Below are 25,018 nucleotides of genomic sequence, written 5' to 3' on the forward strand. Positions count from 1 at the left end.
TTAATCTATAACTTTCTATTTTTTAGATATAATTATCTCTTTTTAAGGATAGAATTTGGAAATTTTTCTCATAGCTTTTGCTCTGTCTATGGATAGTGTTGCTTTATCTATCGCAAATGGAGCAAAGTGTAAAGACTTAGAACTAAAAGGTGTTTTTACTTTAGCTTTAATCTATGCATTTTTTCAAGGACTTATGCCTATTATTGGCTATTTGCTCGGTGCAAGTTTTGCTTATTTTATAGCAAGCATTGATCACTTCGTAGCATTTGGTATTTTGCTTTTTTTAGGCATTAAGATGATAAGAGAGTCTAAGGATTTTAGCGAAAGCTGCGTGCTAAATTTAACACCTAAAGAGCTTGTATTTGGAGCTATTGCTACAAGTATAGATGCGCTTGCTGTTGGCGTGACATTTGCTTTTGAGGGCGTAAATATTATAAAAGCTGGAGCTATTATAGCTCTAACTTGCTTTGTGCTGTGTTTTTTGGGCTGCTATTTAGGCAAAAAAGCCTTTGGTTTTTTAGAAAGAAAAGCTCTTATTTTGGGTGGAGTTATACTTATTTCTATAGGTGTAAAAATCTTAGTAACTCATTTAGGAATACTTAGTTTATAAACACCATTTTTAATTTTTTTTAGAATTTTTTTAGTTTCTAGGGTTTTAAAGATTTTAGATAGCGTTGGTTTGCTAACATCTGCTAACTTACAAATTTCATCTTGTGTTAGTGTGATAAAGCCCCCTTTATCGGCATTTTTAAGTAAGAATTCAATCACACTAACAAATTTTTGACCTAAAATTTCTTTACAAATTTTATCAACTAACAACAAAAACAGGCACCAGTGAGTTTTGAACTATATCTTTTGAAGTACTTCCAAAGATTAAGGTTTTGAAAATTCCTTTTGTGTATGAACCAAGCACATAAATATCAAGGTTGTTGGCACGTCTGTATTTGATTATCTCATCAGCTGCTGAGCCGCTTAAAGTGACAAATTTAGCATTTTCACCACTTAAAATCTCTCTAGCACTATCTAATATCTTGGATGATTTTTCTTCATTGTCGTTAACATTTACGACATGATACTCTAAATTTTCGCCAAAAATTTTATCTTCTTTTATGCTTCTTAGTGCTTTTATGGCATTATCGCTACCATCAAAGGCTACCATGGCTGACTTTGGAGCTTTGTACTCGGTTTTAACAAAAAGTATTGGAGTTCCAGCTTCTCTAACTAAGGCAACTATATTATTTTCTATCTCTTCACCTTCATCTTTTACGGCTGAGACTATTAAGTGAGCATTTTCATAATTGATAAGTATCTCTATTAGATCGCCATTTTGAAGATCTGTTGTAGCTTTTATGCTCTCTTTTTGGGCGATTTTAAGAGCATCATTTAGTATGGCTTCGCTTTCATCGATTTGTTCTTTTGTGGGTTTTAGCTCATCTAAATCGCAAGCCATTTCACTTCCTACGACAAGACCACCTGCAGCTAAACCCATAAAATTTGGCGTAAAAAGTGGAGTTTTTATAACTCTTAGAAATACCACTTCTTTGTTTAAATTTTTAGCAATACTTAATCCATACTCAATAACAGCTGAATTTAGCGGATTTTTATCTACACATATTATAATTTTACTCATAAATAGCTCCTTTTTAAAATTAGCTAATTATAGCAAAATTTCACTCATCTGTCACTATTTTGGCTTGATATGAAGCAATAAGTGGATCTATAATTTCATCAAAAAGTCCAGCAGACATTATAGCATCAAGTCTATAAAGGGTTAAATTTATGCGGTGATCTGAGATTCTGTTTTGTGGATAGTTGTATGTGCGAATTCTACCACTCCTATCGCCTGTTCCAACTTGTTCTTTTCGTTCGGCTCTCTCTCTTTCAAGGCGTTGTTGTTCTTGCATCTCATAAAGTCTTGACTTTAAAACTTTAAGAGCGGCATCTTTGTTTTTATGCTGGCTTTTGCCATCTTGGTTAACAACTACAAGTCCTGTTGGTATATGAGTTACTCTTACAGCACTATCAGTTGTATTGACTGATTGTCCGCCATGACCTGAACTTCTCATAACATCAATTTTAACATCATTCATATTAAGTTCTATATCACTATCTTCTGCTTCTGGCATGATAGCAACTGTGATAGCTGAAGTGTGGACTCTGCCTTGAGATTCAGTTTCTGGAACACGCTGAACTCTATGTGTTCCACCTTCAAATTTAAGTCTTGAGTAAGCACCTTTTCCTTTTACTAATAAAATAATCTCTTTAAATCCGCCGGCTGAGCCTTCACTTTGAGATACAATCTCAACTTTATATCCTCTAATCTCAGCGTACCTTATATAAGCCCCAGCTAAATCGCCAGCAAAAAGAGCAGCTTCATCGCCGCCCGTGCCAGCTCTTAGCTCAAGAAATATGTTTTTGTCATCATTTGGATCTTTTGGGATAAGTAAAATTTTTATCTCTTCTATAAGTTTTTCTTTTCTTACTTCAAGCTCTTTAAGCTCATCTTTTGCGAGTTCGCTAAGTTCAGGATCTCCAAGAAGATTATTGTTTTCTTTTATGCTTTGTTCTATGCTAAAATACTCTTTAGCAGAGTTATAAAGCTCTTCTAAGTTACTTTGCTCCTTTGAGAGCTCAGTCATTTTAGATATATCGCTGATAACTTCAGGGCTTACAAGAGCCTTTGTTATCTCGTCATACCTTTCTATAAAGGGCCTAAGTTTATCAGCTAACAAAATTTATTCTGCTTTATCTAATGCGTTTACTGCTTTTGCTAGACGGCTTACTTTTCTCGAAGCTGTCTCTTTTTTAAGTACACCACGACTTACGAAGCTATGAATGCTTTTATTTGCTACTTTTAATGCTTCTAAAGCTGCTTCTCTATCGTTTGCTTTAACTGCTTCTCTTACTGCTCTAGTTATATTTTTTATTCTAGTGCGGTAAAATCTATTTCTTTCTGTCCTTTTTATCGTCTGCCTTGCTCTTTTGGCAGCTGACTTGTGATTTGCCATTTTTTCACCTTTTTATGTAAATAGTTTAAGGAGTGGATTATACATAAGTTCACTTTAAAAAAAGCTGAATTTAAGTAAAATTTAACCTTAAATTTCAACTTATGTTATTGTTTGCTAAGTTGTGATAAAATTTCTAAATTTTTTAATTTAGGATGATTATGAAATACTTTGGAACTGATGGCGTTAGAGGGCTTGCAGGTAAAGAACTCACCGCTGAACTTGCTATGAAGATCGCTGTAGCAGCTGGAATTTATTTTAGAGAAAATGGTAGTACAAATATGGTCTTGCTTGGAAAAGATACAAGAAGAAGTGGTTATATGATAGAAACAGCCATTGTAGCTGGACTTACGAGCATTGGTTATAATGTCCGCCAAATTGGTCCCATGCCAACTCCAGCAGTTGCATTTCTAACAGAAGATATGAGATGTGATGCAGGTATAATGATAAGTGCTTCGCATAATCCTTACTATGATAATGGTATAAAGTTTTTTGATAAATTTGGCTTTAAGCTTGATGAGAGCGAAGAGGCAAAAATAGAAGAGATTTTACATGATAATAACCTTATGACTAGAGCTTTAAAACAGGCTATGGATATTGGTGCAGCTAAAAGGGTAGATGATGTTATAGGACGCTATATAGTTCATATAAAAAATTCATTTCCTAGAAATAAAACCCTTAAAAATTTACGTATCGTTCTTGATACGGCAAATGGTGCTAGTTATAAGGTGGCACCAACTGTGTTTAAGGAGCTTGGTGCTGAGGTTTTTGTACTTAGTGATAAACCAAATGGTCAAAATATAAACGATAGTTGTGGAGCACTTCATCCTGAAAATTTATCATCTGAAGTTAGAAGGCTTAGAGCTGATGTTGGATTTGCTTTTGATGGAGATGCTGATAGATTAACAGTTGTTGATGAAAATGGTAGTATGGTAAATGGTGATGCTCTGCTTGGAATTTTAGCTATCTATCTAAAAGAAAATAACAAACTAGCAAATAATAAAGTAGTAGCAACTGTGATGAGTAATCAAGGTCTAGATGATATGCTAAAATCTCACGGTATAGAGCTTTTAAGAAGTAAGGTCGGTGATAAATATGTTTTAGAAATGATGAGAGAGCACGAGCTAAATTTCGGTGGTGAACAAAGCGGACATATTATATTTGCAGATTACGCTAAGACTGGTGATGGGCTTACAAGTGCACTTCAGTTTGCAGCTTGTATGCTTCAAGAGAAAAAATCAGCCAGCCAACTTGCTTCAAAACTTAAGCCATATCCTCAAATTCTAAAAAATCTTAAAATTTCAGAAAAGAAAGATTTGGCAAATTTAGATGGTCTTAGAGAATTAGAAAATGAGTTAAAAAAGGCTAAAATTCGCTCACTTTTTAGATACTCTGGAACTGAAAAAGTCATAAGACTTCTTTTAGAGGGCAAGGATGAAATTTTGCTAGCTGATAAGATGAACGAAGTTGAAAATTTCTTTAAAAAAGCTTTAAATGGTTAAATTTTGGAGTAAATTTATAGCCGTTTTTTTGGCTGTTGTGGTTGCAGACCAGTTAATAAAGCAGATTTTTTTAAACGGTTTTAGGTGGGAAGGTGAGTTTTTTTCACTTATTCTTACATACAATACCGGAGTTGCTTTTTCTATGTTTTCTTTTTTGGGTGAGCATTTAAAAGCAGTTCAAATAGCTTTGCTTGGACTACTTTTTGTCTATTTGCTTTATGATAAAAAGCTTTTAAAAGCTCACTGGGTGGCTTTTGCGCTGCTTTTAGGAGGCGGGGTATCAAATGTCATAGATAGATTTTTTCATCCTGGCGTGGTGGATTATGTGTTTTGGCATAAATGGTTTGAATTTGCGGTGTTTAATTTTGCCGATGTGATGATAAATTTAGCAGTTGCTATAATATTTTTACAAATTTTATTTGATTATATAAAGGAAAAAAGATGAGAAGAAATATCTATATCGCTTATGCATTGTGGTTTTTTTGTTTTCCAATCGGAGCTGGAATTCATAGAATTTATTGTGGTAAATTTGTAAGTGGCTTTTTAATGCTTGGGCTTTACTGGCTTGGACAAATTACTATGTGGTTATTAATCGGCTTTGGATTTTTGGCTATTTGGGCTATTTGGTGGATAGCTGATGTTTTTTTAACTCAGGGAATGGTTGAAAGGGCTAATAGCGATTTTATTTACGAAAACGATATAAATAGTGCAAATAAAATAAAAAGCATAGAGGCTTTATATGAACTTTATAAAAGTGGAGCTATAAGCGAAGCTGAGTATGAAGTTAGAAAAGACATAATAATGCGTGGATAGTGTTACTAAAAGTTATAAAAAAGAGAAATATTAGAGATTTCACCACTGATTATGGTTTTTTTGCCAAAGTGTAAGCTAAATTTCAATAAAATCAGAAAATATTTAATATAAAAAGGGTGAAGAGTGGCTTTTAAATTTAAAGAATTTATATCAAGTGAGAGCGGTGGCGGTATGCTGCTTTTAGGCTGTGCATTTTTAGCACTAATATTTGTAAATACTCCAGGACTTAGTGCTTTTTATGATTGGTTTATTCACTTTAAACTAGAACTAGGCGTTGTTTTAAATGAAGGTCTTGGGCTTAAGGAAAATGTACATTTTTGGATAAATGATTTTCTTATGGCTTTTTTCTTTTTTTCTGTTGGACTTGAGTTAAAAAAAGAGATGAAAGAGGGTCAGCTTAAGTACCTATCTCAGGTGGTTTTGCCTATATTTGCAGCCATTGGTGGCGTTATAACACCAGCTTTAATTTTTGCTTTATTAAATTGGGGTGGACAGCCTGATATTAGAGGTTGGGCAATACCTACTGCTACTGATATAGCTTTTGCCGTTGGGGTCTTAGCTCTTTTAGGTAGAAGAATTCCCGCAAGTCTTAAAATATTTGTTTTAACTTTAGCGATTATGGATGATTTGTGTGCTATTGTTATCATCGCTCTTTTTTACTCTGGAAATTTAAGCTTTTTATTTTTGGGTTTAGCGTTTTTAATTGTTCTTGCCTTAATCGGTCTAAATTTAGCTGGAGTTAGTAAAAAAACTCCATATATAATTTTATCTTTAATTTTATGGTTTTTTGTATTAAATTCAGGAATTCATGCTAGTATTGCTGGAGTTGTAGCAGCCTTTACTATACCGCTTTACAATGATGACAAAAGTTCGATGCTAAAGGACTTAGAACATATCCTAGCAAATCCTGTAAATTTTATAATCCTTCCACTTTTTGCGTTTACAAATGCTGGTGTTAGTCTTATTGGGCTTGAGCCATCACATATTTTTGGTTCAGTTCCTATGGGAATTTTCCTAGGTCTTTTTCTTGGAAAACAGATTGGAATATTTTTATTTAGTTTTATTGCTATTAAAATGGGCTTTGGTTTTATGCCAGAAAGGGCAAACTGGAAGCAGCTATACGCGGTTGCAATAATTTGTGGTATTGGCTTTACGATGAGTCTTTTTGTTGATAATCTTGCATATGGAGAGGCTTCAATGTCACTTTATCACGGTGCTGATAAACTTGCTATTTTGGTTGGGTCTTTTGTCTCTGGTGTGGTTGGGTACTTCTTTGCAAAAGCTGTAGGAAATAATCCAGACGGAACGCCTAAAGCTTAAATTTAGTAAAAATCTGATATAATAACGCCCCTTAAGCTAAGTTAAAGGGCGTTTGTATTTTAGGTTTGGTCTCGTAGCTCAGTTGGTAGAGCACCACCTTGACATGGTGGTGGTCGATGGTTCAAGTCCATTCGGGGCCACCATTTTTATATGATTTTAACTTCTACTTACTTTGTTGATTAAATTTTGTGAGACACTTTTTTGCATCATTAGTTTATCAAAGATATCGTCATTTCCGTTTGGTTCAAAAAGTAGTTTATTTAACTCCATTATGGATAGTTTTACATTTTCAGTACTTTCTATCTCTATGATATCTCCAGTTTTTATTCTTCCACCTTCAAGCACTCTATAGCACCATCCAGTTAGTCCAGAGCTAAGGATAAATTTAGCAAATCCACCATGTTTATGGATTTTATAAAGCTTATCAGATGGTTTTCGTGGCTGGCTTACTTGAAGTATAGCTGAGCCGATTTTGTGTATATCACCTATAAAAACACTTCTTTCATCAAGTCCTTTTATGGTCAAATTTTCACCCATTTGACCAAATTCTAGCTTTTTATTAAGAAAATTATTCCATATAGCATAGCTACTTAATGCACTGGCAAAAACAGCCTCATCAGGATTTGTTCTATCTGAAACTTCATCACCCTTTATGCCGGTGTTTGTTACTGAAATCTCAATTCTACGGATATCTTTTATAAAATCACTATAAAAAGGATTTCCATCATCACTAATATACTTTTTAGTCTTGCCAACCTGTATGGAAAAAATCATAATTTACTCCTATATTAAGTTTACTCTTTTTTCGCCTTTTACTATCTCGCCGATCTGGTAAGCATCGGAATTTTCAGTGATAAATTTAGCATTTTCCTTACTTGCTATTATGACCATTCCAACGCCCATATTAAATGTCCTAAACATCTCACTTTGCTCAACATATTTGCTCATATACCCAAAAACATATGGAATTTCTAAGTTTTTAAGATATATGTTTGCACCAAGACCATCAGGCAATACTCGTGGTAAATTTTCAACCAAACCGCCACCTGTTATGTGTGCTAGTGCGTTTATTTTATCTTTAAATTTTAAAAACTCAGGCACATAAATTCTAGTTGGCTCAAGTAGCGTATCTATGAGATTTGACCTATCAAATTTATCATCAAATTTCATATTAAGCTTTTCAAAAAATAACTTTCTTACAAGCGAGTAGCCATTTGAGTGAATTCCACTACTTTTAAGAGCTAAAAGAGTATCGCCTTCATTAACAAATTTCGTTCTATCTACTTCATCATTTTCAGCAATACCAACTGAAAATCCAGCCAAATCAAAATCGCCTTTTTTATAAATTCCTGGCATTTCAGCAGTTTCGCCACCTATTAAAGCACATTTTGCTATCTTGCAACCCTGACTTATTCCTTTTACAACTTCGCTTGCATTTTTTATATCAAGGTGTTCGCTAGCATAATAATCAAGAAAAAACATCGGCTCTGCGAAGTTACATATCAAGTCATTTACACACATCGCAACCAAATCTATACCAATGGTATCAAATTTACCCGAGTCAATCGCAAGCCTAAGCTTTGTGCCAACGCCATCAGTTGATGCTAAAAGTACTGGGTTTTTATATCCGCTTGGTAAACGATATGCCCCTGAAAATGAGCCTATACCTCCAACGACATTTTCATTAAATGTTGAGCGAACAAATGGTTTAATACGCTCTACAAATTCATTTCCAGCTTCGATATCAACGCCTGCATCTTTGTAACTTACCATAAATTTATCCTTTGAAATTTTCACTATTTTAGCTAAAATTTGATAAAAGCAGACTAAAAGGGCTAAATTTGGATAAATTTAAAAACGCTATTGTTGTAACTGGTTGTATTGGAAGTGGAAAAAGTAGCGTTTGTGAGATTTTAAAGAAAAAAGGCTACGAAGTAATAGATGCTGATAAGATAAGCCATGAAATTTTAGACTCTTTGGGTGATGAAATTTCAGCTGTTTTTGGAAGCGAGTTTGTAAAAGATAGCAAACCTGATAGAAAAAAGCTTGGCGTTTTGGTTTTTAAAGATAGAAAAAAGCTTAAAATTCTAGAACAAATTTTACATCCTAAAATCAAAGCTGAAATTTTAAGAAAAGCTAAGATTTTAGAAAAGCTTAACAAAGTTTATTTTGTAGATATACCACTTTTTTATGAGAGTTCTAACTATCCTGAATTTAAGCGTGTGTTAGTTGTTTATGCCCCAAAAGAGCTTATTGTAGAGAGGATTATGAAGCGAAATTTACTAACAAAAGATGAAGCGTTAGCTAGGATAAATTTACAACTTGACATAGAAAAAAAGCGAGATTTGGCAGATTTTGTGATAGAAAATACCAGAAATTTAGATGAGTTAAATTCCAAAGTAGATGAGTTTTTAAGGGGTGATTTATGAGTTTAGCAAATGATTTTCGCCCTAAAAATTTAGATGAAATTTGTGGTCAAAAGCACATCATAGCTAAAGACAAAGCTCTTTATAAGCTTATAAGGGGTGGAGAAATTCCACATTTAATGTTTTTTGGACCAGCAGGAAGCGGAAAAACAACTTTGGCTAAGGTTATAGCAAATGAGCTAAATATGGAGTTTTACGAACTTGATGGCACAAGTTTAAAAGTAGATGAAATACGCAAAATTTTAGATAAGCACAAAGGCACTCTTTTAAAGCCACTTATTTTTATAGATGAGGTTCACCGTTTATCTAAAACCCAACAAGAAGTGCTTCTTATCCCGATGGAAAGTGGTGTGGCTACCATTATTGGTGCAAGTACAGAAAATCCATATTTTGTTTTAAGTAGTGGAATCCGCTCTCGTTCTATGCTTTTTGAATTTAAGCCACTAACTAACGATGATCTAACAGAGCTTTTTAATAGAGTTCAAAACACCTTAAAATTCACTACAGATAACGATGCTAAAAATTATCTTATAAGCTCATCAGCAGGGGATGGAAGGGCTATGTTAAATTTGCTTGATTATGCTTTAAAAATCGATACTAACATATCACTAACAACATTAAAAGAGTTAAGAAGTCACCCTTTAAAAGATGGCGTAAGTAGCGATGATACTCACTATGATTTAGCAAGTGCGATGATAAAAAGCCTAAGAGGAAGCGATATAAACGCTTCGCTTTATTACGCTGCAAGGCTTATAGATGGTGGCGAAAGTGCTGATTTTATCGCAAGAAGGCTTGTGATATTTGCTAGTGAAGACATTGGAAATGCTAACCCAAATGCTTTAAATTTAGCCACTAACACTCTAATAGCTGTTGGCAAGATTGGTTATCCAGAAGCCAGGATAATCATCGCTCAATGCGTAGTTTACCTAGCAAGTTCTCCAAAATCAAACTCAAGTTATAAAGCGATAAATGAGGCTTTGGATTTTGTATCAAACAAGCCAAAACTAAAAATACCCAACTATCTAATAAACACAAATCCAGCAAAAAAAGATTATCTTTATCCGCATGATTTTGGTGGCTGGGTTAAGCAAAACTATACAGAAATTCCATTAAATTTCTACCACTCTAAAGGCATTGGTTTTGAGAAAAATCTCAATGATTGGCACGAAGCTCTTTTAAATCTAGATAAACAAGAGTAAAAATTTAACTGTTAAGTTTAGCTTAATAAATAATAAGCTAAAATGTAGTGTTCTTTTATTGTAAAAAAGACAAATTTGGTAAATTTAAGGAAATAAAATGGATCGCGAGATAATCGCATATAAATTAAATGGGGAAGTTATAGACACTCACTCGATAAATGGTAGAGAAAAAGATGCTAAACCGATATATTTTGATAATAGTGATGAGAGCTTAGATGTCATCAGACACTCAACAGCTCACTTAATGGCAGAAGCTATTTTATCTTTATACCCAGATGCTAAATTTTTTGTAGGACCTGCGATTGAAGATGGCTTTTATTATGATTTTAGAGCTACAAAAGAAGATGGTCAAAAAATAGGCGAAGATGATTTAAAAGATATAGAAAAGAAGATGAAAGAGCTTATAAAAGCTAAGAATGATTTTGTTAAGATAAACTCTACAAAAGCTGAAGTGTTAGCTAAATTTGCTAATGATGATTTAAAGCAAGAAGTTCTAAAAAGAATTCCAGAAGGCGTTGTAAGCATCTACACTCAGGGCAACTTTGAAGACATTTGCCGTGGGCCACATGTGCCAAACACACGCTTTTTACAAAATTTTAAGCTTACAAGAGTAGCTGGAGCCTATCTTGGTGGTGATGAAAATCGCGAAATGCTTACACGAATTTATGGTACTGCTTTTGCTGATAAACAGAGCTTAAATGATCACCTAAAAATGCTAGAAGAGGCTAAAAAAAGAGATCATAGAAAGCTTGGAAATGAGATGAAGCTTTTTACATTTGATGAGCAAGTTGGAGCAGGACTTCCTATTTGGTTACCAAATGGAGCAAGGCTTAGATCAAAGCTAGAGCACAAGCTTTTTGGCGTTCACAGACGCCGCGGTTATCAGCCTGTTCGTGGTCCAGAAATTTTAAAAGCTGATGCTTGGAAGATAAGTGGACACTACGACAACTACAAAGAAAATATGTATTTTACTCAAATAGATGAGCAAGAGTATGGAATAAAACCTATGAACTGTGTTGGACATGTTAAGGTTTATGAAAGCGATATAAGAAGTTATCGCGATTTGCCACTTAAATTTTTTGAGTATGGCGTCGTTCATAGACATGAAAAAAGTGGTGTGATGCACGGGCTTTTTAGAGTTAGAGAATTTACCCAAGATGATGCTCATATTTTCTGTGCTCCACATCAGATAAAAGAAAACGTTATAGAAATTTTAGATTTTGTAAATCATATAATGAAAGCTTTTGACTTTACTTATGAGATGGAAATTTCAACTCGTCCTGATAAAGCTATCGGCGATGATAGTGTTTGGGAAGTCGCTACAAGTGCACTTAAAGAAGCTCTTGATGAGCATCATTTAAAATACGGTATAGACGAAGGTGGCGGGGCTTTTTATGGTCCAAAGATTGATATTAAAATAACTGATGCGTTAAAAAGAAAGTGGCAGTGTGGAACAATCCAAGTTGACTTTAACCTACCACAACGCTTTGATTTAACTTACATAGATGAAAATAATGAGAAAAAGCGCCCTGTTATGATTCACCGTGCTATTTTGGGTAGTTTTGAGAGATTTATAGGAATTTTGATTGAACATACTGCTGGTGAACTTCCATTTTTTATCGCTCCAACTGGCGTTGCTATAGTGCCTATTAGCGATAGCCATTTTGAGTATGCAAAAAGCATTAAAAAAGAGCTTGAGAATTTAGGCGTAGATGCTGAAATTTATAGCAAAAACGAAACACTAAACAAAAGAATAAGAACAGCTGAAAAAGCTCATATACCATATATTATTGTTTTAGGTGATGAAGAGGTTAGTAATAAAAGTGTTGCTCTGCGAGATCGTAGAGCTAGAGAGCAGTCAAATCTAAGCTTTGATGAGTTTATTAAATTTATAAAGGAGAAACTAAATGAGGTGGATTTTTGAGTAAAGACAAAGTTGTTTATCTAAACGAAGACATACGCGCAAAAGAGGTTAGGTGCGTAGGAGATGATGGGGAGGTTTATGGAATCATATCAAGAGATGAAGCTCTTGATATAGCTAACAAAATGGGGCTTGATTTAGTTTTAATAGCACCAGATGCAAAGCCGCCAGTTTGTAAAGTAATGGACTATGGTAAATTTAGGTACCAACAAGAAAAAAAGCAAAAAGAGGCTAAAAAAAAGCAAAAAACTATTGACATTAAAGAGGTTAAGCTATCAGCTAAAATCGCTCAAAATGATATAAACTACAAAATAAAACATGCTAGAGAATTTTTAGAGTCTGGTAAGCATGTAAGATTTAGAGTGTTTTTAAAAGGGCGTGAAATGGCTAATCCTGAAGTTGGAGTTGAGCTTTTAAATAGCGTTTATGAGTTAGTAAATGATATCGGCCAAAGAGACAAAGAGCCAATCTTTGAAGGTAGATATGTCAATATGTTGGTCGTTCCTAAGAAAAGTTAAACTGTAAATTTATAAAAATTTTAGGGCTGAAGTATAAATTTTTAGAAATTCAGCCCTATTTTATTAAATTAAGATATAATCAAGCTTCATTTTAAAAAGAAAGGATTAGTTATATGCCAAAGATGAAAACAGTTCGTGGTGCAGCTAAGCGTTTTAAAGTGGGTAAAAATAAGATTAAGAGAGGCTCAGCTTTTAGAAGCCATATCTTAACTAAAAAGTCACAAAAACGCAAAAGAGACCTAAGACAAGAGCAATTTGTAGATTCTACAAATGTTAAAGCTGTTAAAAAAATGCTAGGAAAAGCATAAGTTGACGATAAGTCCAAACTCCCCTAAATTTAGAGAATTTAAGGGCAAGATCTGCTAAGCAGACGCCATCTTTGAAAGGATAAAACATGGCAAGAGTAAAAACAGGCGTAGTTAGAAGAAGACGCCATAAGAAAGTTTTAAAGTTAGCGAGAGGCTTTTATAGTGGAAGAAGAAAACACTTTAGAAAAGCAAAAGAGCAACTTGAAAGAAGTTTATGTTATGCATATAGAGATAGACGCCAGAAAAAAAGAGATTTCAGACGCCTATGGATAGTAAGAATTAACGCAGCTTGTAGATTAAATGACATAAGCTACTCAAAATTTATCAACGGACTAAAATTGGCAGGTATTGAACTTGACAGAAAGATACTTGCAGATATGGCTTATAACGATCCAGAAGCATTTAGCGTTGTTGCTACAAAGGCAAAATCAGCTCTAAAGGCTTAAGATTTAGGAGCGAATCTCGCTCCTTACTCTCTAAAACCACACAAATACTGCCCAATAAAGATAAGCAATCTCCCCGGCTAGTCTTTAAAATAGAATATTCTATATTACGAATTAAGATATAAAATTATCACAAAAACGTATTTTTTATATTTGTTTGGCTTAATCTATATTTTCGTATAAAACTTTGTTGTCTTAAGATTATTTCTATATAGATACATTTTTTCTAAGATTAAAGTGCCATTTCTTGGTAAATTTTACATAATCTTATATTTTTTATATATTTTAATTTTATTTAATACATACTCAGTATAATAATTTTACAGAAACATTTTAATATAAAGGTGAGAAAATGGCTGAAATTTCAAGACGAACTTTTATCAAAGGAAGTTGTGCTGTTTTACTGACAAATTTCTCTTTTGCTGCCCCTTTAAAAAGTGAAAATGTAGATACTATTATCTATGATTTAAACTTAAAAGGAAGTAGCGAGTATGCAAAAACTTTTGTAAATTCAAAGAAATTTGCCATAAATGGTGATATTAGCGATGTTTATTTTGATCTTAAAAATGATCTTAGAAATAAGCAAATAATCTCTGGTCTTACGAGCAAAGAGACCTTTTTTGTGGTTGAAAACATTGCAAAAGACTATGGCTACACAGCCCAAAATCTAAAACATGATGAACTTATTTCATGGATTTTAGTACCAAATTTAAAAAGGAGTTTAGTATGATACTGCCAAACGGGGTAAAAGAGAGCGATTTTAAAACTGCTATAAGTAAATTTGAAAACATTTTAGGAAAAGAAAATGTCTTTACAGATGAAAAAGATGTTTTTTTATACAGAGATGCCTACTCTTCTGAATGGAATGAAGAGAGTGAACCAATTCCATCTATCGCTGTTGCACCAAAAACAGTAGAAGAAGTTCAAGAGATAGTAAAAGTGGCAAATGAGTTTAAAATTCCACTTTTTCCAATCTCAACAGGTAAGAATTTAGGTTATGGCTCATCAGCTCCAAATCGCCGCGGTGATGTGGTTGTTGATCTAAAAAGAATGAATAAAATTATAGAAGTTGATGATAAAAGAAATTTCTGTATTTTAGAACCAGGGGTTAGTTATTTTGACTTTTATAAATACTGTGAAGATAATAACTTAAATGTCATGATGGATATACCAGATCCAGGTTGGGGAAGTCCTGTTGGAAACGCACTTGACCACGGTTGGGGTTATACTTATGGAATGTATAGAGATCACTTTGGTGCTCACTGTGGAATGGAAGTAGTGCTTCCAAATGGCGAAGTTATGAGAACAGGAATGGGTGCACTTCCAGGGGCTAAAACATTTGCTGAAAACAAATACGGTTATGGTGCATATGTAGATGGTCTTTTTGCACAATCAAATTTTGGAATAGTTACAAAAATGGGCTTTTGGTTAATGCCAAAACCTGAGTATTATGCACTTTACTCACTAACTACCAAAAGAAGAGAAGATATCATAAAAATGGTTGAAATTTTAAACTATTTAGAAGACTCTTTTATCATCGGTTGGCCGCTTTATAGAAGTCCATTAAACCCTCCACATGGAAAACCTATGAATCCTGAGTTAGAATCATACTTAACATCAAAAAATGGTAAGCCTGACCTAGAAAAAATCCAAAACTACGCCTTAAAAAACAAAATTCCTTACTGGCAGATAGATATTCCGATTTATGGAAATAAAGAGGCTGTTTATGCAAACGCTAAGTATGTGGAAAATCGCTTTAAAGAGATAGATGGTTCAGAATTTAAATTAGTGCAAGAATTTGCTCTTCCACTAAGCAAAGAAGATATTTCTAAAATGAAACACAAAGTATCTCTTGGTATTCCAAATATGGAAATTTTCTGGCTTAGCACAAGAGGTGAAGTATTAGAACCACAAGATGGACACGTTTGGTTTTCGCCTATTATTCCAAGAGATGGAAAAGAGCTTTTAAAATGTCAAGATGTCTATATAGATGTTTTCCATGAACTAGGTATGAAATCTCCTATTACGCCATTTGCACACCCAAGAAGCTGGATGTATCACGCATTTTGCTTTATGCTAAATTTTGGAAACTCAAGAACTGACATTGAGCATAATAAAAAATTAAGAGCTGCTTATAGAAAGATGATAGAAGTAGCCGCTGAGAATGGCTGGGGAGATTATAGGGCTGCGCCAACTTTCCAAGATGATGTTTATAATGTTTATTCGTTTAACAATCACATCCTAAGACGCTTTGTTGAGAATTTAAAAGATGCAATAGATCCAAATGGAATAATCGCACCAGGAAGAGGTGGAATTTGGCCTAAGCATGCAAGAGAGGCAAAAAAAGGAGGCACAAAATGAGAAATTTAACTAAAACTATACTATTTTTAGGAGTTATCTGTTTTGCAAATGCTAACGAAAAAGATATCTTAAGCGGTGGCAAAAATGCAAAAGCTCCAAAAACAGGAGAGGAAATTTATAACTACTGGTGTCTTCCATGTCATGGTGCAAATAAGCCTGGCACAAAAGCTTTAGAAGTACTTTATCAAGGAAGTCTTCCAGCTGAGCTTACTAAAAGAGAGGATTTGGTGCCTGAAGTAGTTGAGTTTTATGTAAGAGAGGGAAAACATAGTATGCCATTTTTTAGAAAAACTGAGATAAATGATAAAGATTTAGAGAGTTTAAAAGCATATCTTTCTAAACAATAACATAAAAGCTCTCTAAATTTAGAGAGCTTTTACACCGTATAATTTTTTAAATCCCAATCAATAGGGCTTTTACCAACTTGCCTTAAAATTTCATTTGTTTTTGAAAAGTGTTTGCAACCAAAAAATCCACCCCTTGCAAGTGGGCTAGGATGAGGTGCGGTTAATATAAAATGCTTAGAATCATCTATCAAATTTGCCTTAGCTTTGGCAAAATTTCCCCATAGTAAAAATACAAGTCCGCTTTTTCTATCACTTAAAGCTTTAATTGCTGCATCTGTAAATCTTTGCCAGCCAAAATTTGAGTGTGAGTTTGGCTTGCCTGCTTCAACTGTAAGAGTTGCGTTAAGTAGTAAAACTCCTTGTTTTGCCCAGTATGTAAGATCGCCATTTTCTGGCTGTAAAATGCCCAAATCATCATAAATTTCTTTATATATGTTTTTAAGGCTTGGTGGAACTTTTATGTCATTTGGCACGGAAAAACTCAAACCCATAGCTTGATTTTTACCATGATATGGGTCTTGACCTAAAATCACAACTTTAACTTCATCAAAAGGCGTAAGATTAAAGGCGTTAAAGATTAAAGCACCTGGTGGATAAATTTTAGCTTTTTTCTTTGCATTTATTAGATTTGTCTTTAAATTTTCAAAATAAGAACTTTCAAATTCAGCCCTTAAAACTTCCTTCCAACCAGCTTCTATATTAACATTATCAAGATTTATCATTTTATTTCTTTATTTTGAACTTAGTTTTTATTATACGAGAGATTTTTCATAACCTCATTTGTGATAAGCCTTGAGCCATTCATAGTAAGATGTATGCCATCGTTTGCTCTTACGCTTACTCTTTTGCCATTAATTGTTAGTATTTTATTATAATTTCCATCGCCACAAAGAATATCAGTTGATGAGACATAAGTTTGATTAGAGCTTTTTACAACGCTTTTATAAAGCGTATTTAGATGAGAAACTTTGCTGTTTAAATCGCTTTTTCTCATACAAGGAATTCCTATCCAAATAAGCTCTTTATCTTTGGCTGTAGTTAAAATTTCAGCTATTCTTAAACGGTAAATTTCATCCCAAGAAGAGGTTCCATAGCTTTTGTATTTTCCGCTACTATCTTTTATAGACCACGGATCATTTGCTCCAAGCATGACAAAAACTATATCAACATCGCTATTTTTTAGCTCTTGTTCTAGTCTATTTTGCCAGTTAAAGAATTTTTTATTAGTAAGACCTGTGCTAACTTGCCCTAAATTTATAACCTTAAATCCATCTTTTTGAAGTGCGTTTGTTAGTGTAAAAGCAACCCCTTGCATTAGAGAATCGCCTATAAAAAGGGCGGTTTTGTTCTTTTTGTCTAACAAAGTTGTTTTGTTAGTATCGTTTGTTGTTTGGCTAAATTCTTGAGTGGTTATGTTGGCTTCTAAATTTTCAGTCTCTTTTGGTTTAAAGGTTTTATTTTCATCTAAAATTTTAAACTTAACACTACTTTTATTAGTATCAAAAATTTCATATTTTTTAGGCTTAATGCTTTTGTTTGTATCTAAAATTTCAAATTTATGAGTTTTATTTATATCTGAAGTTTCTTTTTTCTCAGGCAAAGTCTCGCTTAAAGTAGGAGTTTGTAAACTATCTTCATAAATACTTAACTCAAGTGTTTTTATCTCTTCTAAAAGTCTTGAAATTTCAGCTTCTTTTTGGCTATTTTGCTTTTCATTTAAAATTTCATCTTTTGATACAGGTTTTGTGGCTTTAAGAAATTGTGTATATTTTTGACTAAGTTTTACGATCTCATTTTGGCTGATATTTAGCGGAACTTGATATTTTTGTTCAGCTTGAAGAAGCAATGGATATGAAAAAAGTGCTAAATTTAGTATAGCAATAGCAAATATCGTAAAGCTATTTTTCATTAAAACCCCTGATAGATGAAATTTGGCATACCACTTGGCATAAATTTGTATAAAATGCTAAATATTATAGCAAAAATAAATGGAAGTAGGTAGGAAGGAATTTTATCAAAAATGCTTTTTAGTAAATTTAAGGTGTTAAATTTCGGATATATATAGATAAAAATAGCCATAAAAGCCATAATGCCAATGTTTACAGGCGTGTATAAAATCTCAGAATTTATTAAAGACTCTATATACAAAAAGCTATTTTCAGTAGCGAAAAATACCCAAGCAAGACTAACAAATATAAATGTTGTTAGCATTTTTAAGTAGTCAAATTTAGGGATATTGTAGTTTTTTGTAATGTTATTAAAAACAACAAAAAGCCCATGACAAAGCCCCCAAATGATAAAGCTAAAAGTATTTCCATGCCAAAACCCAGAAACTAAAAAAACTAACAAAACATTTAAGTTAGTTCTAAAAGCCCCACGCCTATTTCCTCCAAGTGGAATGTATAAGAAATCTTTAAAAAACCTTCCAAGAGTTATATGCCATCTATTCCAAAATTCCTTAACATTTAGCGAAACAAAAGGTTTATTAAAGTTTTTTGGTAGGGTTATTCCAAGCATTAAAGCAAGTGCTGTTACTAAATCTACATACCCACTAAAATCACAATACAAAAGAAAACTATAACCAAAAAGCGTGTTTATAAGAGTTAAAAAGTCACTATTTGCTGGTGAGATTAGAGTTGGATTTAGTATGCTAAAAAGATGGTTAGCAACTAGGAGTTTTTTAAAACATGCTAAAACAATCAAAGCTAAAATAAGGTTTAAATCACCAAATTTTGGGCTTTTGCTAATCTCTTTTTCAAACTCATCATATCTAAAAATCGGACCAGATGTTATGGTTATAAAAAAGCTTAGATAAAGAAGAGTGCTAGTTAATTTTAGCTCTTTTATCTCATTTTTATAGCAAAGAACTAAAAGGGTTATAGAACAAAATGAGTAAAATGATATTCCAAGCGGCATAATAATCTCACAAAGAGCAAAATTTAGCATAAAAAATTCATTGTATTTAAAAAAACTAAGAGTTAGTATGACAAATGCTATGCTTAAAAATAGTAAAATTTTAGAGTTAAAAAGCAAAAGTAGCCGCCCAAATATATAAACAACTAGACCAAATACGAAATTTATAAGTAGAAATTCTGGTTTTATTAGATATAGCATAGTGTAGCTAAAAACTAGAAGTAGTGGCTTTTTAAAGCTATCTAAAACTACCCAATACAGTGACAAAAACAGTAAAAATAGCACTAAAAATTCAGCCGAAAAGAGACTCATAACTACCTTATGAAATTTTTGAGTTATTATACAGTGTTGATACTTTATTTTTGGTAAGTTTTGTTATATTCAGGAGAATTTAAATAGATAAATTGTATAATTTTTGGCTTTGGTGACCCCTACGAGACTCGAACTCGTGTTACCGCCGTGAAAGGGCGATGTCCTAACCACTAGACGAAGGGGCCAACAAAATAAGCGAAATTGAATTATACAAAAACTAAACTTAAAGGTTACTGAAATATGAAAATAAAATATTCTATGCTATTTTGTGCTGCTTTATTAGTGGGCTGTGCTACGACCGGACTAGCCCCAACAAAGGCTTTGAATTTTACAATGATAAGTCCTGATTTTAAGATCAGCGATGCTGGATTTTTAAAAACTAGCTCAAATTCTACAAATTTACAAGTTTATAGTAGTGGCATGAGTTTGCTTGATGTAAATATAAAAGATAAAGTTTGTTATAACAGTGTTTGTAAAGAGGAGCTAGAATTTAACCAAAATTTCTTTAAAAGAGAGCATTATAGAGGGTTTTTTAAAGATTTATTAACAAAAAAACCTATATATGAAAGTAGGAATTTAGTTAAAACTAGCTGTGGGTTTGATCAAAACTTAACAAATTTAAGCTATCAAATTTGTGATAACACGATGAGTTTTAAAGATACAAAAAATGGAGTAAAGATTATAATTAGGGAGCTAAATTGAAAAGAGTAGGAGCTCATGTAAGTGCAAGTGGTGGGGTAGAAAATGCCCCCTTAAATGCTATGAGTATAGGAGCAGATGCTTTTGCTTTATTTGTTAAAAATCAACGCCAGTGGAGTGCTAAGCCACTAAGTGATGAAAACATTGTTAAATTTAGTGAAAATTTAGCTAAAAGCGGGATAAAAAAAGAGCATATTTTGCCTCATAATAGCTATCTTATAAATCTTGGTCATCCAGATGATGAAAAAAGAGAAAAAAGCGTGGAAGCTTTTAAAGACGAAATAGATAGAGCCTCTCTGCTGGGGCTTAAGATGATAAACTTTCATCCTGGTTCACACCTTAGACAGATAAGCCAAGAGAAGTGCTTAACTCTAATAAGTGAAAGTATCAATTATTTACTTTTAAATACAAGTGGCGTAAGGCTAGTGATAGAAAATACCGCAGGGCAGGGCTCAAATTTAGGATATAAGCTAGAGCATTTAGCGTTTTTGATAGATAAAGCTGTGGATAAAAACCGTATCGGTGTGTGCATAGATACTTGCCACTTTTTTGCTGGCGGATATGATATCAGAAGCAAAGAGGCATATGAAAAAACAATGAGTGAATTTGACAGACTCATCGGTTATAAATTCTTAAGTGGAATGCATCTAAACGATACCAAAAACGAACTTGGAGTTAGAAAAGACAGGCACGATAGCCTTGGAAAAGGGCATTTAGGACTTGAAGCGTTTGAAAACATAATGCGTGATCCAAATATAGATGAAATTCCACTTATCCTAGAAACGATAGATGATAGCATATGGCAAGATGAGATAGAAATTTTAAGACAAATGGCGGTTTAGATTGAAATATTTACGAGATTTTTTAGAAAACAGTGTTGAAAATAGTGAAATTTTTAAGCTTTTAGAAATTTCAATTGATGAGGCTAGGATACTTAAATTTATGACCACATCTTATATGGATTCAGTTCCGGCAAATAGCGTTCATAGCATGCTTATAGCGCTTTATGGTGAGAGAGATTTTGCTTATCTTGAAGGGCTTGAAAGTATTAAAAATTTGCTTGATTATGGCTATATTGTTAGAAATTTAAGCATTTTTAAAAGTGAAAAAATAAGCTCAAAACTTATGCTTTTGCATAGCGAAGTAGAACTTAGCGAGCTTTTTTTAAGTATTTTAGAATTTGGCATAATAGATGCAAAATTTCCTGAAATTTCAGCTTATAGCGATCATCTTGAGTATTTGCAAGATCAGTTTTTATTAGTTGAGCTTTACAGTAGGCGTAAAAATTCTAGAGTTGATAAGAAAATTTTAAGCCTAAAAGATATCATCGCTAAAAGAGTAGCGCTAACTAAATTTAGCCTTAGTGTTGAAGAAATTTTTAAAACTTACAGGCTTAATCAAAAAGAAAAAATAATATTTTTAGCTATCTTAAAAGAGGAGTATTCTAATGAAAATGATGATCTTAGGGATCTAAACACGCTTATTTCAATGGTAAGTGATGATGATATGGATAGGATAAAAAGTAGGGGGCTTTTAGAAGATGGCTCAAAGCTTTTATCATCTGGACTTATTGATTATGATGAGGTTTTAACTGGGCTTGGAAATATCACAAAAAGCTACTTTATAAGTGAAGATATGCTTCAAAGCATCATGCATCCAAAAGGAAATGATAAAAAAAGTAGAGAAATAGCACTTGATAATATCGTAAAAAATAGTGAGATTTTTGAGCTAATTGAGCCAAAAACTGATATAAATGATGTTGTTTTAAACCCAAAAATAAAAGAAATTCTAAACTCAATCTTAAAGCAACTTGATAGAAATGTCATTTCTAGGCTTAATTCTTGGGGTATTAAAAAGCGAAAAGGAATTGACGCAAAGATTATATTTTACGGACCGCCAGGTACTGGTAAAACCATGAGTGCAGTTAGTCTTGCAAAGAGTTTAAAAAAACGCGTATTAAGCTTTGATTGTTCTAAAATTTTATCAAAATATGTTGGTGAAAGTGAGCAAAATGTGCGTAAAATCTTTGATACTTACCGTGAAATTTGTAAAGAGAGCAAAAGCGAGCCTGTACTTCTTTTAAATGAAGCAGATCAGTTTTTATCAAGTAGAGTAGAAACAAGTGCTAGTGGGGCTGAGAAAATGCACAACCAGATGCAAAATATATTTTTAGAACAAATCGAGCAATTTGAAGGGGTTTTAATAGCAACTACAAATTTCTTAGAAGGGCTTGATAGAGCTTTTTCAAGGCGGTTTGATTTTAAGATAGAGTTTAAAAAGCCTGATTTTAATGAAAGAGTTAAAATTTGGCAAAAGATAATGCCTGAAAATGCAAATTTTGAAGAAGATTTTAGCATTAACGAACTTGCTAAATATCCACTAACTGGAGCCGGGATTGTCCTAGTGCTTAAAAATACAGCTCTTAAAGTTGCCGTAAGAGAAGATGATATATTTACTATGGATGATTTTATAGAAGAGATAAAAAGAGAGCAAGCCGCCGCTTTTGAAGATGATAAAAAAGTGGGGCTTTTATAAATTTCTTATATTGAAATAAAATATTTTATTTATTTACTTTATGAAATTATAATAAAGTAATTTTATAAAAAAGGAGAAAAAATGAAACCAAATTTAATCCTTGGAAAAGGCGGCATAGGCGATACTCAAAAAAGTTTTGGTTACACAACTGCTGTTAAAATAGGAAATATTGTAAAAATTTCTGGTCAAGGCGGCTGGGATGAAAGTGGTGTAAATTTTCCACACAAAGACATAAAAGATGAGATAATTCAAGCTTGCGATAATGTCGAGTGGGCGTTAAATTCAGCTGGTGCTAGCTGGAAGGATGTATATAGTGTAACGAGTTATTTTACCGTTCCTTTTACAGATGAAATTCATATGGTTTTATCATCTGAGTTTAACAAAAGATGTGGAAAATCTCCCATCTGGACGCAGCTTGGCGTGAGGGAGCTTGGAAATAAACCAATGAGAGTTGAGATAGTTGTCGAGGCATTTGTAGAGTAAAGGATAAAATTATGGAATATATAGAAAATATTATGCAAAACCGCTACTCTTGTAGGGAGTATAAGACTAAAAAGATTGATGATGAAGTTATTAAGGAGATTATAAATTTAACCAGACTAACCCCTAGTTCGCTTGCTTTGGAGCCTTGGAAATTTGTAGTAATTAGTAAAAATTTAGATAAGCTTGGTGAGATTTGTTACAATCAATCTCAAGTGAGTAACTGCTCACATGCTGTTGTTATAATGGCAAGAACTGATCTAAAAAGCACGGATGAGTATATTATGAATATTGCTAAAACAAGACTTAGGGGAAGGGATAAATTTCTATCCATGATAGCTAGCAAAGCAGATAAAAAAAGCAAAGATGAACTCGAAGGGTATGCCTCTCTTCAGTGCTATATGGCATTAGCAAATTTGGTAAATATAGCTTACTCTAAAGGTGTAAAAAGCTGTATAATCGGAGGCTTTGATAAAGAAAAACTTACTAAATTTCTAAATCTAGGAGATCATTTAAGCCCTTGCATAGTAGTAAGCCTAGGACTTAGTGATAAAGAAAGCCCAAAAAAGATAAGAAAAAGCTTAGAAGATGTTTTGATATGGAAGTAGGCAAATAAGCCTACTCTTGCATTATTTTTACTTTTCTAGCTCTGTTTAGTTTAGCGCTGTCTTTAAAATAAGCTCTAACTTTATCCATACCAGTGTAAAAATCCTTCATCAAAACCAAGCATAAATAGCTACCAAATTCAGTTGGTTTTATCTTGCCATTTTCTTCGTATATGGCTTTTACAAATTTTAGTGCATTTAGTTCAAACCATAGCTCTTTTTTGATATCGCAGTTATTTTGAGCATTGTAGTTAGCTATATCTACGCCGCCATCAAAAAGCTGGGTTAGAAATATATATTGAAGTCTATCTTTGGTTTTAAACTCACAAGTTGCCATTACGGTACTTTGTTCGTTTTTTACCCTTGAGTTGTACTCATCTAAGTTAAAAGCATTTATCAAAAGTTTGCCATTTAAGAAGCTAAAAGCACCACTTCCAACGCCCACATACTCATAGTTTGATCCTACATATTCATCTGATAAGCCACTATCAAGCTTAGAAAATGCCCAAGCATTATTTTGGTGATAGTCTTTAAATTCATCTCTTATAATCTTGTAAAACTCATACTCATTATCTTCATTGCTTACACCAAGAGTTTTAGCAATGTTTTCTCTAGTAACTTCTGACTTCATAAGTGGATAGAGTGTAATTTGTTCTGGGTTTAGGTTTTTGGCTATATTTATATCTTTTAAAAGCTGCTCTTTTGTTTGAAAAGGGAAGTTAAATATGAGATCCAAACTCATAATAGGTAAAATTCCAATCGCATTTTCAAGTCTATCTATTAGTGACTTTTGATCTCCAAATCTCTCTAACCTTGAGACCTTTCTTAAAATATCATTATCAAAGCTTTGAACACCAACACTGAGTCTATCAATAACGCCTTTAAATCTCTTAAGCTGTTTTGGGTCTATGTGATTTGGATCTGTTTCGCAAGATATCTCTTTGACATTAAATAATTTTTTTATAAGTTCAAGTGTTTTTAATAGTTCATCTTCATCTATTAGTGTCGTTCCGCCACCTACATATAGTGAGTCAAATTCATATCCAGCACCTTTCATCTGATAAATTTCAGACCTTAAATTTTTAAAGTACTCTTTACAAAGATCATCTGAGTATTTATATTTGTGAAAAGAGCAATATGTACAAAACACATGGCAAAATGGTATATGTGCATAAAGCATATATTCTTTGCCTTCATCAGGAACTTTTTTGATCTCTTTATCTAAAATATCAATATCTAGGGCATTGCTAAGAGTTTTTTGCATCTTGTTGTGTCCATAATTAAGTGCAAATTTCTGTAATACATTCATCA

At 33.0% G+C, this 25,018-nt stretch carries 29 protein-coding genes and 2 tRNA genes; 20 read left to right on the forward strand and 11 right to left on the reverse strand.

From position 1 onward, the window contains the following. Positions 1-55 precede the first annotated feature (55 nt). Positions 56-610, forward strand: a complete 555-nt coding sequence (locus CCORG_RS00160; RefSeq protein WP_025802259.1) for a manganese efflux pump MntP — start codon at positions 56-58, stop codon at positions 608-610. Here CCORG_RS00160 and CCORG_RS00165 read toward each other — a convergent pair. The 4 genes from CCORG_RS00165 to rpsT are packed head-to-tail and all read right to left on the reverse strand — an operon-like array spanning position 586 to position 3,008. After that, positions 586-819 carry a MarR family transcriptional regulator gene (locus tag CCORG_RS00165; RefSeq protein ID WP_025802260.1) on the reverse strand — a complete coding sequence of 78 codons (234 nt, stop codon included), beginning with the start codon at positions 817-819 and terminating at the stop codon, positions 586-588. The two genes, CCORG_RS00160 and CCORG_RS00165, sit on opposite strands and share 25 nt — an antisense overlap. Next, positions 809-1,630, reverse strand: a complete 822-nt coding sequence (locus tag CCORG_RS00170) for a universal stress protein (RefSeq protein WP_025802261.1) — start codon at positions 1,628-1,630, stop codon at positions 809-811. Before CCORG_RS00170 ends, CCORG_RS00165 begins: the two co-directional genes overlap by 11 nt. Positions 1,631-1,670: 40 nt before the next feature. Beyond that, positions 1,671-2,732, reverse strand: a complete 1,062-nt coding sequence (gene prfA, locus CCORG_RS00175) for a peptide chain release factor 1 (protein WP_034971333.1) — start codon at positions 2,730-2,732, stop codon at positions 1,671-1,673. A gap of 3 nt (positions 2,733-2,735) precedes the next feature. Continuing rightward, positions 2,736-3,008: a 30S ribosomal protein S20 gene (gene rpsT / locus CCORG_RS00180; protein WP_025802262.1), complete on the reverse strand. Its 273-nt coding sequence runs from the start codon at positions 3,006-3,008 to the stop codon at positions 2,736-2,738. Between the two features lie 158 nt (positions 3,009-3,166). Between rpsT and glmM the strand changes: the two genes are divergently transcribed. From glmM to CCORG_RS00205, 5 genes are all read left to right on the forward strand, one after another. After that, entirely contained in the window at positions 3,167-4,507 is a 1,341-nt protein-coding gene (gene glmM / locus CCORG_RS00185) for a phosphoglucosamine mutase (protein ID WP_025802263.1), read from the forward strand. Further along, a complete protein-coding gene (gene lspA, locus CCORG_RS00190) occupies positions 4,500-4,952 on the forward strand; it encodes a signal peptidase II (protein WP_025802265.1) in 453 nt (150 codons plus the stop codon). The genes glmM and lspA overlap by 8 nt, the downstream gene beginning before the upstream one ends. Continuing rightward, positions 4,949-5,320, forward strand: coding sequence for an NINE protein (locus CCORG_RS00195; RefSeq protein ID WP_025802267.1), 372 nt, complete (start codon positions 4,949-4,951; stop codon positions 5,318-5,320). Before lspA ends, CCORG_RS00195 begins: the two co-directional genes overlap by 4 nt. A gap of 123 nt (positions 5,321-5,443) precedes the next feature. Next, a complete protein-coding gene (nhaA, locus tag CCORG_RS00200) occupies positions 5,444-6,640 on the forward strand; it encodes a Na+/H+ antiporter NhaA (protein ID WP_025802269.1) in 1,197 nt (398 codons plus the stop codon). A gap of 67 nt (positions 6,641-6,707) precedes the next feature. After that, positions 6,708-6,783, forward strand: a tRNA-Val gene (locus CCORG_RS00205). 13 nt (positions 6,784-6,796) lie between these two features. Here CCORG_RS00205 and CCORG_RS00210 read toward each other — a convergent pair. Both CCORG_RS00210 and purM read right to left on the reverse strand, forming a co-directional pair. Next, positions 6,797-7,414, reverse strand: a complete 618-nt coding sequence (locus CCORG_RS00210; RefSeq protein ID WP_051487247.1) for an MOSC domain-containing protein — start codon at positions 7,412-7,414, stop codon at positions 6,797-6,799. Between the two features lie 9 nt (positions 7,415-7,423). Further along, complete coding sequence (gene purM, locus CCORG_RS00215; RefSeq protein ID WP_025802273.1) at positions 7,424-8,413, reverse strand: phosphoribosylformylglycinamidine cyclo-ligase; 990 nt, start codon at positions 8,411-8,413, stop codon at positions 7,424-7,426. A gap of 68 nt (positions 8,414-8,481) precedes the next feature. Between purM and coaE the strand changes: the two genes are divergently transcribed. The 9 genes from coaE to CCORG_RS00260 all read left to right on the forward strand — a co-directional run bounded on the left by coaE (position 8,482) and on the right by CCORG_RS00260 (position 16,163). After that, a complete protein-coding gene (coaE, locus tag CCORG_RS00220; RefSeq protein WP_025802275.1) occupies positions 8,482-9,069 on the forward strand; it encodes a dephospho-CoA kinase in 588 nt (195 codons plus the stop codon). Beyond that, complete coding sequence (locus tag CCORG_RS00225) at positions 9,066-10,265, forward strand: replication-associated recombination protein A (protein ID WP_025802277.1); 1,200 nt, start codon at positions 9,066-9,068, stop codon at positions 10,263-10,265. The genes coaE and CCORG_RS00225 overlap by 4 nt, the downstream gene beginning before the upstream one ends. Positions 10,266-10,362: 97 nt before the next feature. Next, positions 10,363-12,189: a threonine--tRNA ligase gene (gene thrS, locus CCORG_RS00230; protein ID WP_025802279.1), complete on the forward strand. Its 1,827-nt coding sequence runs from the start codon at positions 10,363-10,365 to the stop codon at positions 12,187-12,189. Next, positions 12,186-12,704: a translation initiation factor IF-3 gene (gene infC / locus CCORG_RS00235; protein WP_025802281.1), complete on the forward strand. Its 519-nt coding sequence runs from the start codon at positions 12,186-12,188 to the stop codon at positions 12,702-12,704. The genes thrS and infC overlap by 4 nt, the downstream gene beginning before the upstream one ends. 113 nt (positions 12,705-12,817) lie before the next feature. Further along, positions 12,818-13,012, forward strand: coding sequence for a 50S ribosomal protein L35 (rpmI, locus tag CCORG_RS00240; protein WP_025802283.1), 195 nt, complete (start codon positions 12,818-12,820; stop codon positions 13,010-13,012). An 86-nt stretch (positions 13,013-13,098) separates the two neighbouring features. Then, positions 13,099-13,458, forward strand: a complete 360-nt coding sequence (gene rplT / locus CCORG_RS00245; protein ID WP_025802285.1) for a 50S ribosomal protein L20 — start codon at positions 13,099-13,101, stop codon at positions 13,456-13,458. A gap of 349 nt (positions 13,459-13,807) precedes the next feature. Further along, entirely contained in the window at positions 13,808-14,185 is a 378-nt protein-coding gene (locus tag CCORG_RS00250) for a hypothetical protein (RefSeq protein WP_025802287.1), read from the forward strand. Then, positions 14,182-15,816, forward strand: coding sequence for an FAD-binding oxidoreductase (locus CCORG_RS00255; RefSeq protein WP_025802289.1), 1,635 nt, complete (start codon positions 14,182-14,184; stop codon positions 15,814-15,816). Before CCORG_RS00250 ends, CCORG_RS00255 begins: the two co-directional genes overlap by 4 nt. After that, complete coding sequence (locus CCORG_RS00260; protein WP_025802291.1) at positions 15,813-16,163, forward strand: c-type cytochrome; 351 nt, start codon at positions 15,813-15,815, stop codon at positions 16,161-16,163. The genes CCORG_RS00255 and CCORG_RS00260 overlap by 4 nt, the downstream gene beginning before the upstream one ends. Before the next feature lie 29 nt (positions 16,164-16,192). On the opposite strand, the gene ung is transcribed toward CCORG_RS00260, so the two are convergent. From ung to CCORG_RS00280, 4 genes are all read right to left on the reverse strand, one after another. Beyond that, entirely contained in the window at positions 16,193-16,885 is a 693-nt protein-coding gene (gene ung / locus CCORG_RS00265) for a uracil-DNA glycosylase (protein ID WP_034971334.1), read from the reverse strand. Between the two features lie 20 nt (positions 16,886-16,905). Beyond that, positions 16,906-18,072 (reverse strand): SGNH/GDSL hydrolase family protein, encoded by a 1,167-nt coding sequence (locus tag CCORG_RS00270; protein WP_025802295.1) that lies wholly within the window; start codon positions 18,070-18,072, stop codon positions 16,906-16,908. Continuing rightward, positions 18,072-19,388: an MBOAT family O-acyltransferase gene (locus tag CCORG_RS00275; RefSeq protein ID WP_025802297.1), complete on the reverse strand. Its 1,317-nt coding sequence runs from the start codon at positions 19,386-19,388 to the stop codon at positions 18,072-18,074. The genes CCORG_RS00270 and CCORG_RS00275 overlap by 1 nt, the downstream gene beginning before the upstream one ends. Positions 19,389-19,498: 110 nt before the next feature. After that, positions 19,499-19,573: transfer RNA gene (locus tag CCORG_RS00280), tRNA-Glu, on the reverse strand. 55 nt (positions 19,574-19,628) lie between these two features. On the opposite strand from CCORG_RS00280, the gene CCORG_RS00285 reads away from it, so the two are divergent. The 5 genes from CCORG_RS00285 to CCORG_RS00305 all read left to right on the forward strand — a co-directional run bounded on the left by CCORG_RS00285 (position 19,629) and on the right by CCORG_RS00305 (position 23,710). Continuing rightward, positions 19,629-20,090 carry a hypothetical protein gene (locus CCORG_RS00285; protein ID WP_025802299.1) on the forward strand — a complete coding sequence of 154 codons (462 nt, stop codon included), beginning with the start codon at positions 19,629-19,631 and terminating at the stop codon, positions 20,088-20,090. After that, positions 20,087-20,929 (forward strand): deoxyribonuclease IV, encoded by an 843-nt coding sequence (gene nfo, locus CCORG_RS00290; RefSeq protein WP_025802301.1) that lies wholly within the window; start codon positions 20,087-20,089, stop codon positions 20,927-20,929. The genes CCORG_RS00285 and nfo overlap by 4 nt, the downstream gene beginning before the upstream one ends. Before the next feature lies 1 nt (position 20,930). Further along, positions 20,931-22,622 carry an AAA family ATPase gene (locus tag CCORG_RS00295; RefSeq protein WP_025802303.1) on the forward strand — a complete coding sequence of 564 codons (1,692 nt, stop codon included), beginning with the start codon at positions 20,931-20,933 and terminating at the stop codon, positions 22,620-22,622. 81 nt (positions 22,623-22,703) lie between these two features. Next, the gene (locus CCORG_RS00300) at positions 22,704-23,105 is read left to right on the forward strand and encodes a Rid family hydrolase (protein ID WP_025802305.1); all 402 of its coding nucleotides are present in this window, start codon (positions 22,704-22,706) and stop codon (positions 23,103-23,105) included. An 11-nt stretch (positions 23,106-23,116) separates the two neighbouring features. Beyond that, positions 23,117-23,710, forward strand: coding sequence for a nitroreductase family protein (locus tag CCORG_RS00305; RefSeq protein WP_025802307.1), 594 nt, complete (start codon positions 23,117-23,119; stop codon positions 23,708-23,710). A 10-nt stretch (positions 23,711-23,720) separates the two neighbouring features. Here the strand turns inward: CCORG_RS00305 and CCORG_RS00310 are convergent, their stop codons facing one another. After that, complete coding sequence (locus CCORG_RS00310; protein ID WP_025802309.1) at positions 23,721-25,016, reverse strand: coproporphyrinogen III oxidase family protein; 1,296 nt, start codon at positions 25,014-25,016, stop codon at positions 23,721-23,723. Between the last annotated feature and the right edge of the window lie 2 nt (positions 25,017-25,018).

It is taken from the genome of Campylobacter corcagiensis, from assembly GCF_013201645.1.
Classification (GTDB): Bacteria; Campylobacterota; Campylobacteria; order Campylobacterales; family Campylobacteraceae; genus Campylobacter_B; species Campylobacter_B corcagiensis.

Excerpts from the sequence above, each read along its gene's own strand:
- CCORG_RS00170 (WP_025802261.1), bottom strand. The coding sequence starts at position 1,630 with ATGAGTAAAATTATAATATGTGTAGATAAAAATCCGCTAAATTCAGCT.
- rpsT (WP_025802262.1), bottom strand. The coding sequence starts at position 3,008 with ATGGCAAATCACAAGTCAGCTGCCAAAAGAGCAAGGCAGACGATAAAA.
- glmM (WP_025802263.1), top strand. The coding sequence starts at position 3,167 with ATGAAATACTTTGGAACTGATGGCGTTAGAGGGCTTGCAGGTAAAGAA.
- lspA (WP_025802265.1), top strand. The coding sequence starts at position 4,500 with ATGGTTAAATTTTGGAGTAAATTTATAGCCGTTTTTTTGGCTGTTGTG.
- CCORG_RS00195 (WP_025802267.1), top strand. The coding sequence starts at position 4,949 with ATGAGAAGAAATATCTATATCGCTTATGCATTGTGGTTTTTTTGTTTT.
- CCORG_RS00210 (WP_051487247.1), bottom strand. The coding sequence starts at position 7,414 with ATGATTTTTTCCATACAGGTTGGCAAGACTAAAAAGTATATTAGTGAT.
- purM (WP_025802273.1), bottom strand. The coding sequence starts at position 8,413 with ATGGTAAGTTACAAAGATGCAGGCGTTGATATCGAAGCTGGAAATGAA.
- CCORG_RS00225 (WP_025802277.1), top strand. The coding sequence starts at position 9,066 with ATGAGTTTAGCAAATGATTTTCGCCCTAAAAATTTAGATGAAATTTGT.
- thrS (WP_025802279.1), top strand. The coding sequence starts at position 10,363 with ATGGATCGCGAGATAATCGCATATAAATTAAATGGGGAAGTTATAGAC.
- rpmI (WP_025802283.1), top strand. The coding sequence starts at position 12,818 with ATGCCAAAGATGAAAACAGTTCGTGGTGCAGCTAAGCGTTTTAAAGTG.
- rplT (WP_025802285.1), top strand. The coding sequence starts at position 13,099 with ATGGCAAGAGTAAAAACAGGCGTAGTTAGAAGAAGACGCCATAAGAAA.
- CCORG_RS00250 (WP_025802287.1), top strand. The coding sequence starts at position 13,808 with ATGGCTGAAATTTCAAGACGAACTTTTATCAAAGGAAGTTGTGCTGTT.
- CCORG_RS00255 (WP_025802289.1), top strand. The coding sequence starts at position 14,182 with ATGATACTGCCAAACGGGGTAAAAGAGAGCGATTTTAAAACTGCTATA.
- CCORG_RS00260 (WP_025802291.1), top strand. The coding sequence starts at position 15,813 with ATGAGAAATTTAACTAAAACTATACTATTTTTAGGAGTTATCTGTTTT.
- ung (WP_034971334.1), bottom strand. The coding sequence starts at position 16,885 with ATGATAAATCTTGATAATGTTAATATAGAAGCTGGTTGGAAGGAAGTT.
- CCORG_RS00270 (WP_025802295.1), bottom strand. The coding sequence starts at position 18,072 with ATGAAAAATAGCTTTACGATATTTGCTATTGCTATACTAAATTTAGCA.
- CCORG_RS00275 (WP_025802297.1), bottom strand. The coding sequence starts at position 19,388 with ATGAGTCTCTTTTCGGCTGAATTTTTAGTGCTATTTTTACTGTTTTTG.
- CCORG_RS00285 (WP_025802299.1), top strand. The coding sequence starts at position 19,629 with ATGAAAATAAAATATTCTATGCTATTTTGTGCTGCTTTATTAGTGGGC.
- CCORG_RS00300 (WP_025802305.1), top strand. The coding sequence starts at position 22,704 with ATGAAACCAAATTTAATCCTTGGAAAAGGCGGCATAGGCGATACTCAA.
- CCORG_RS00305 (WP_025802307.1), top strand. The coding sequence starts at position 23,117 with ATGGAATATATAGAAAATATTATGCAAAACCGCTACTCTTGTAGGGAG.
- CCORG_RS00310 (WP_025802309.1), bottom strand. The coding sequence starts at position 25,016 with ATGAATGTATTACAGAAATTTGCACTTAATTATGGACACAACAAGATG.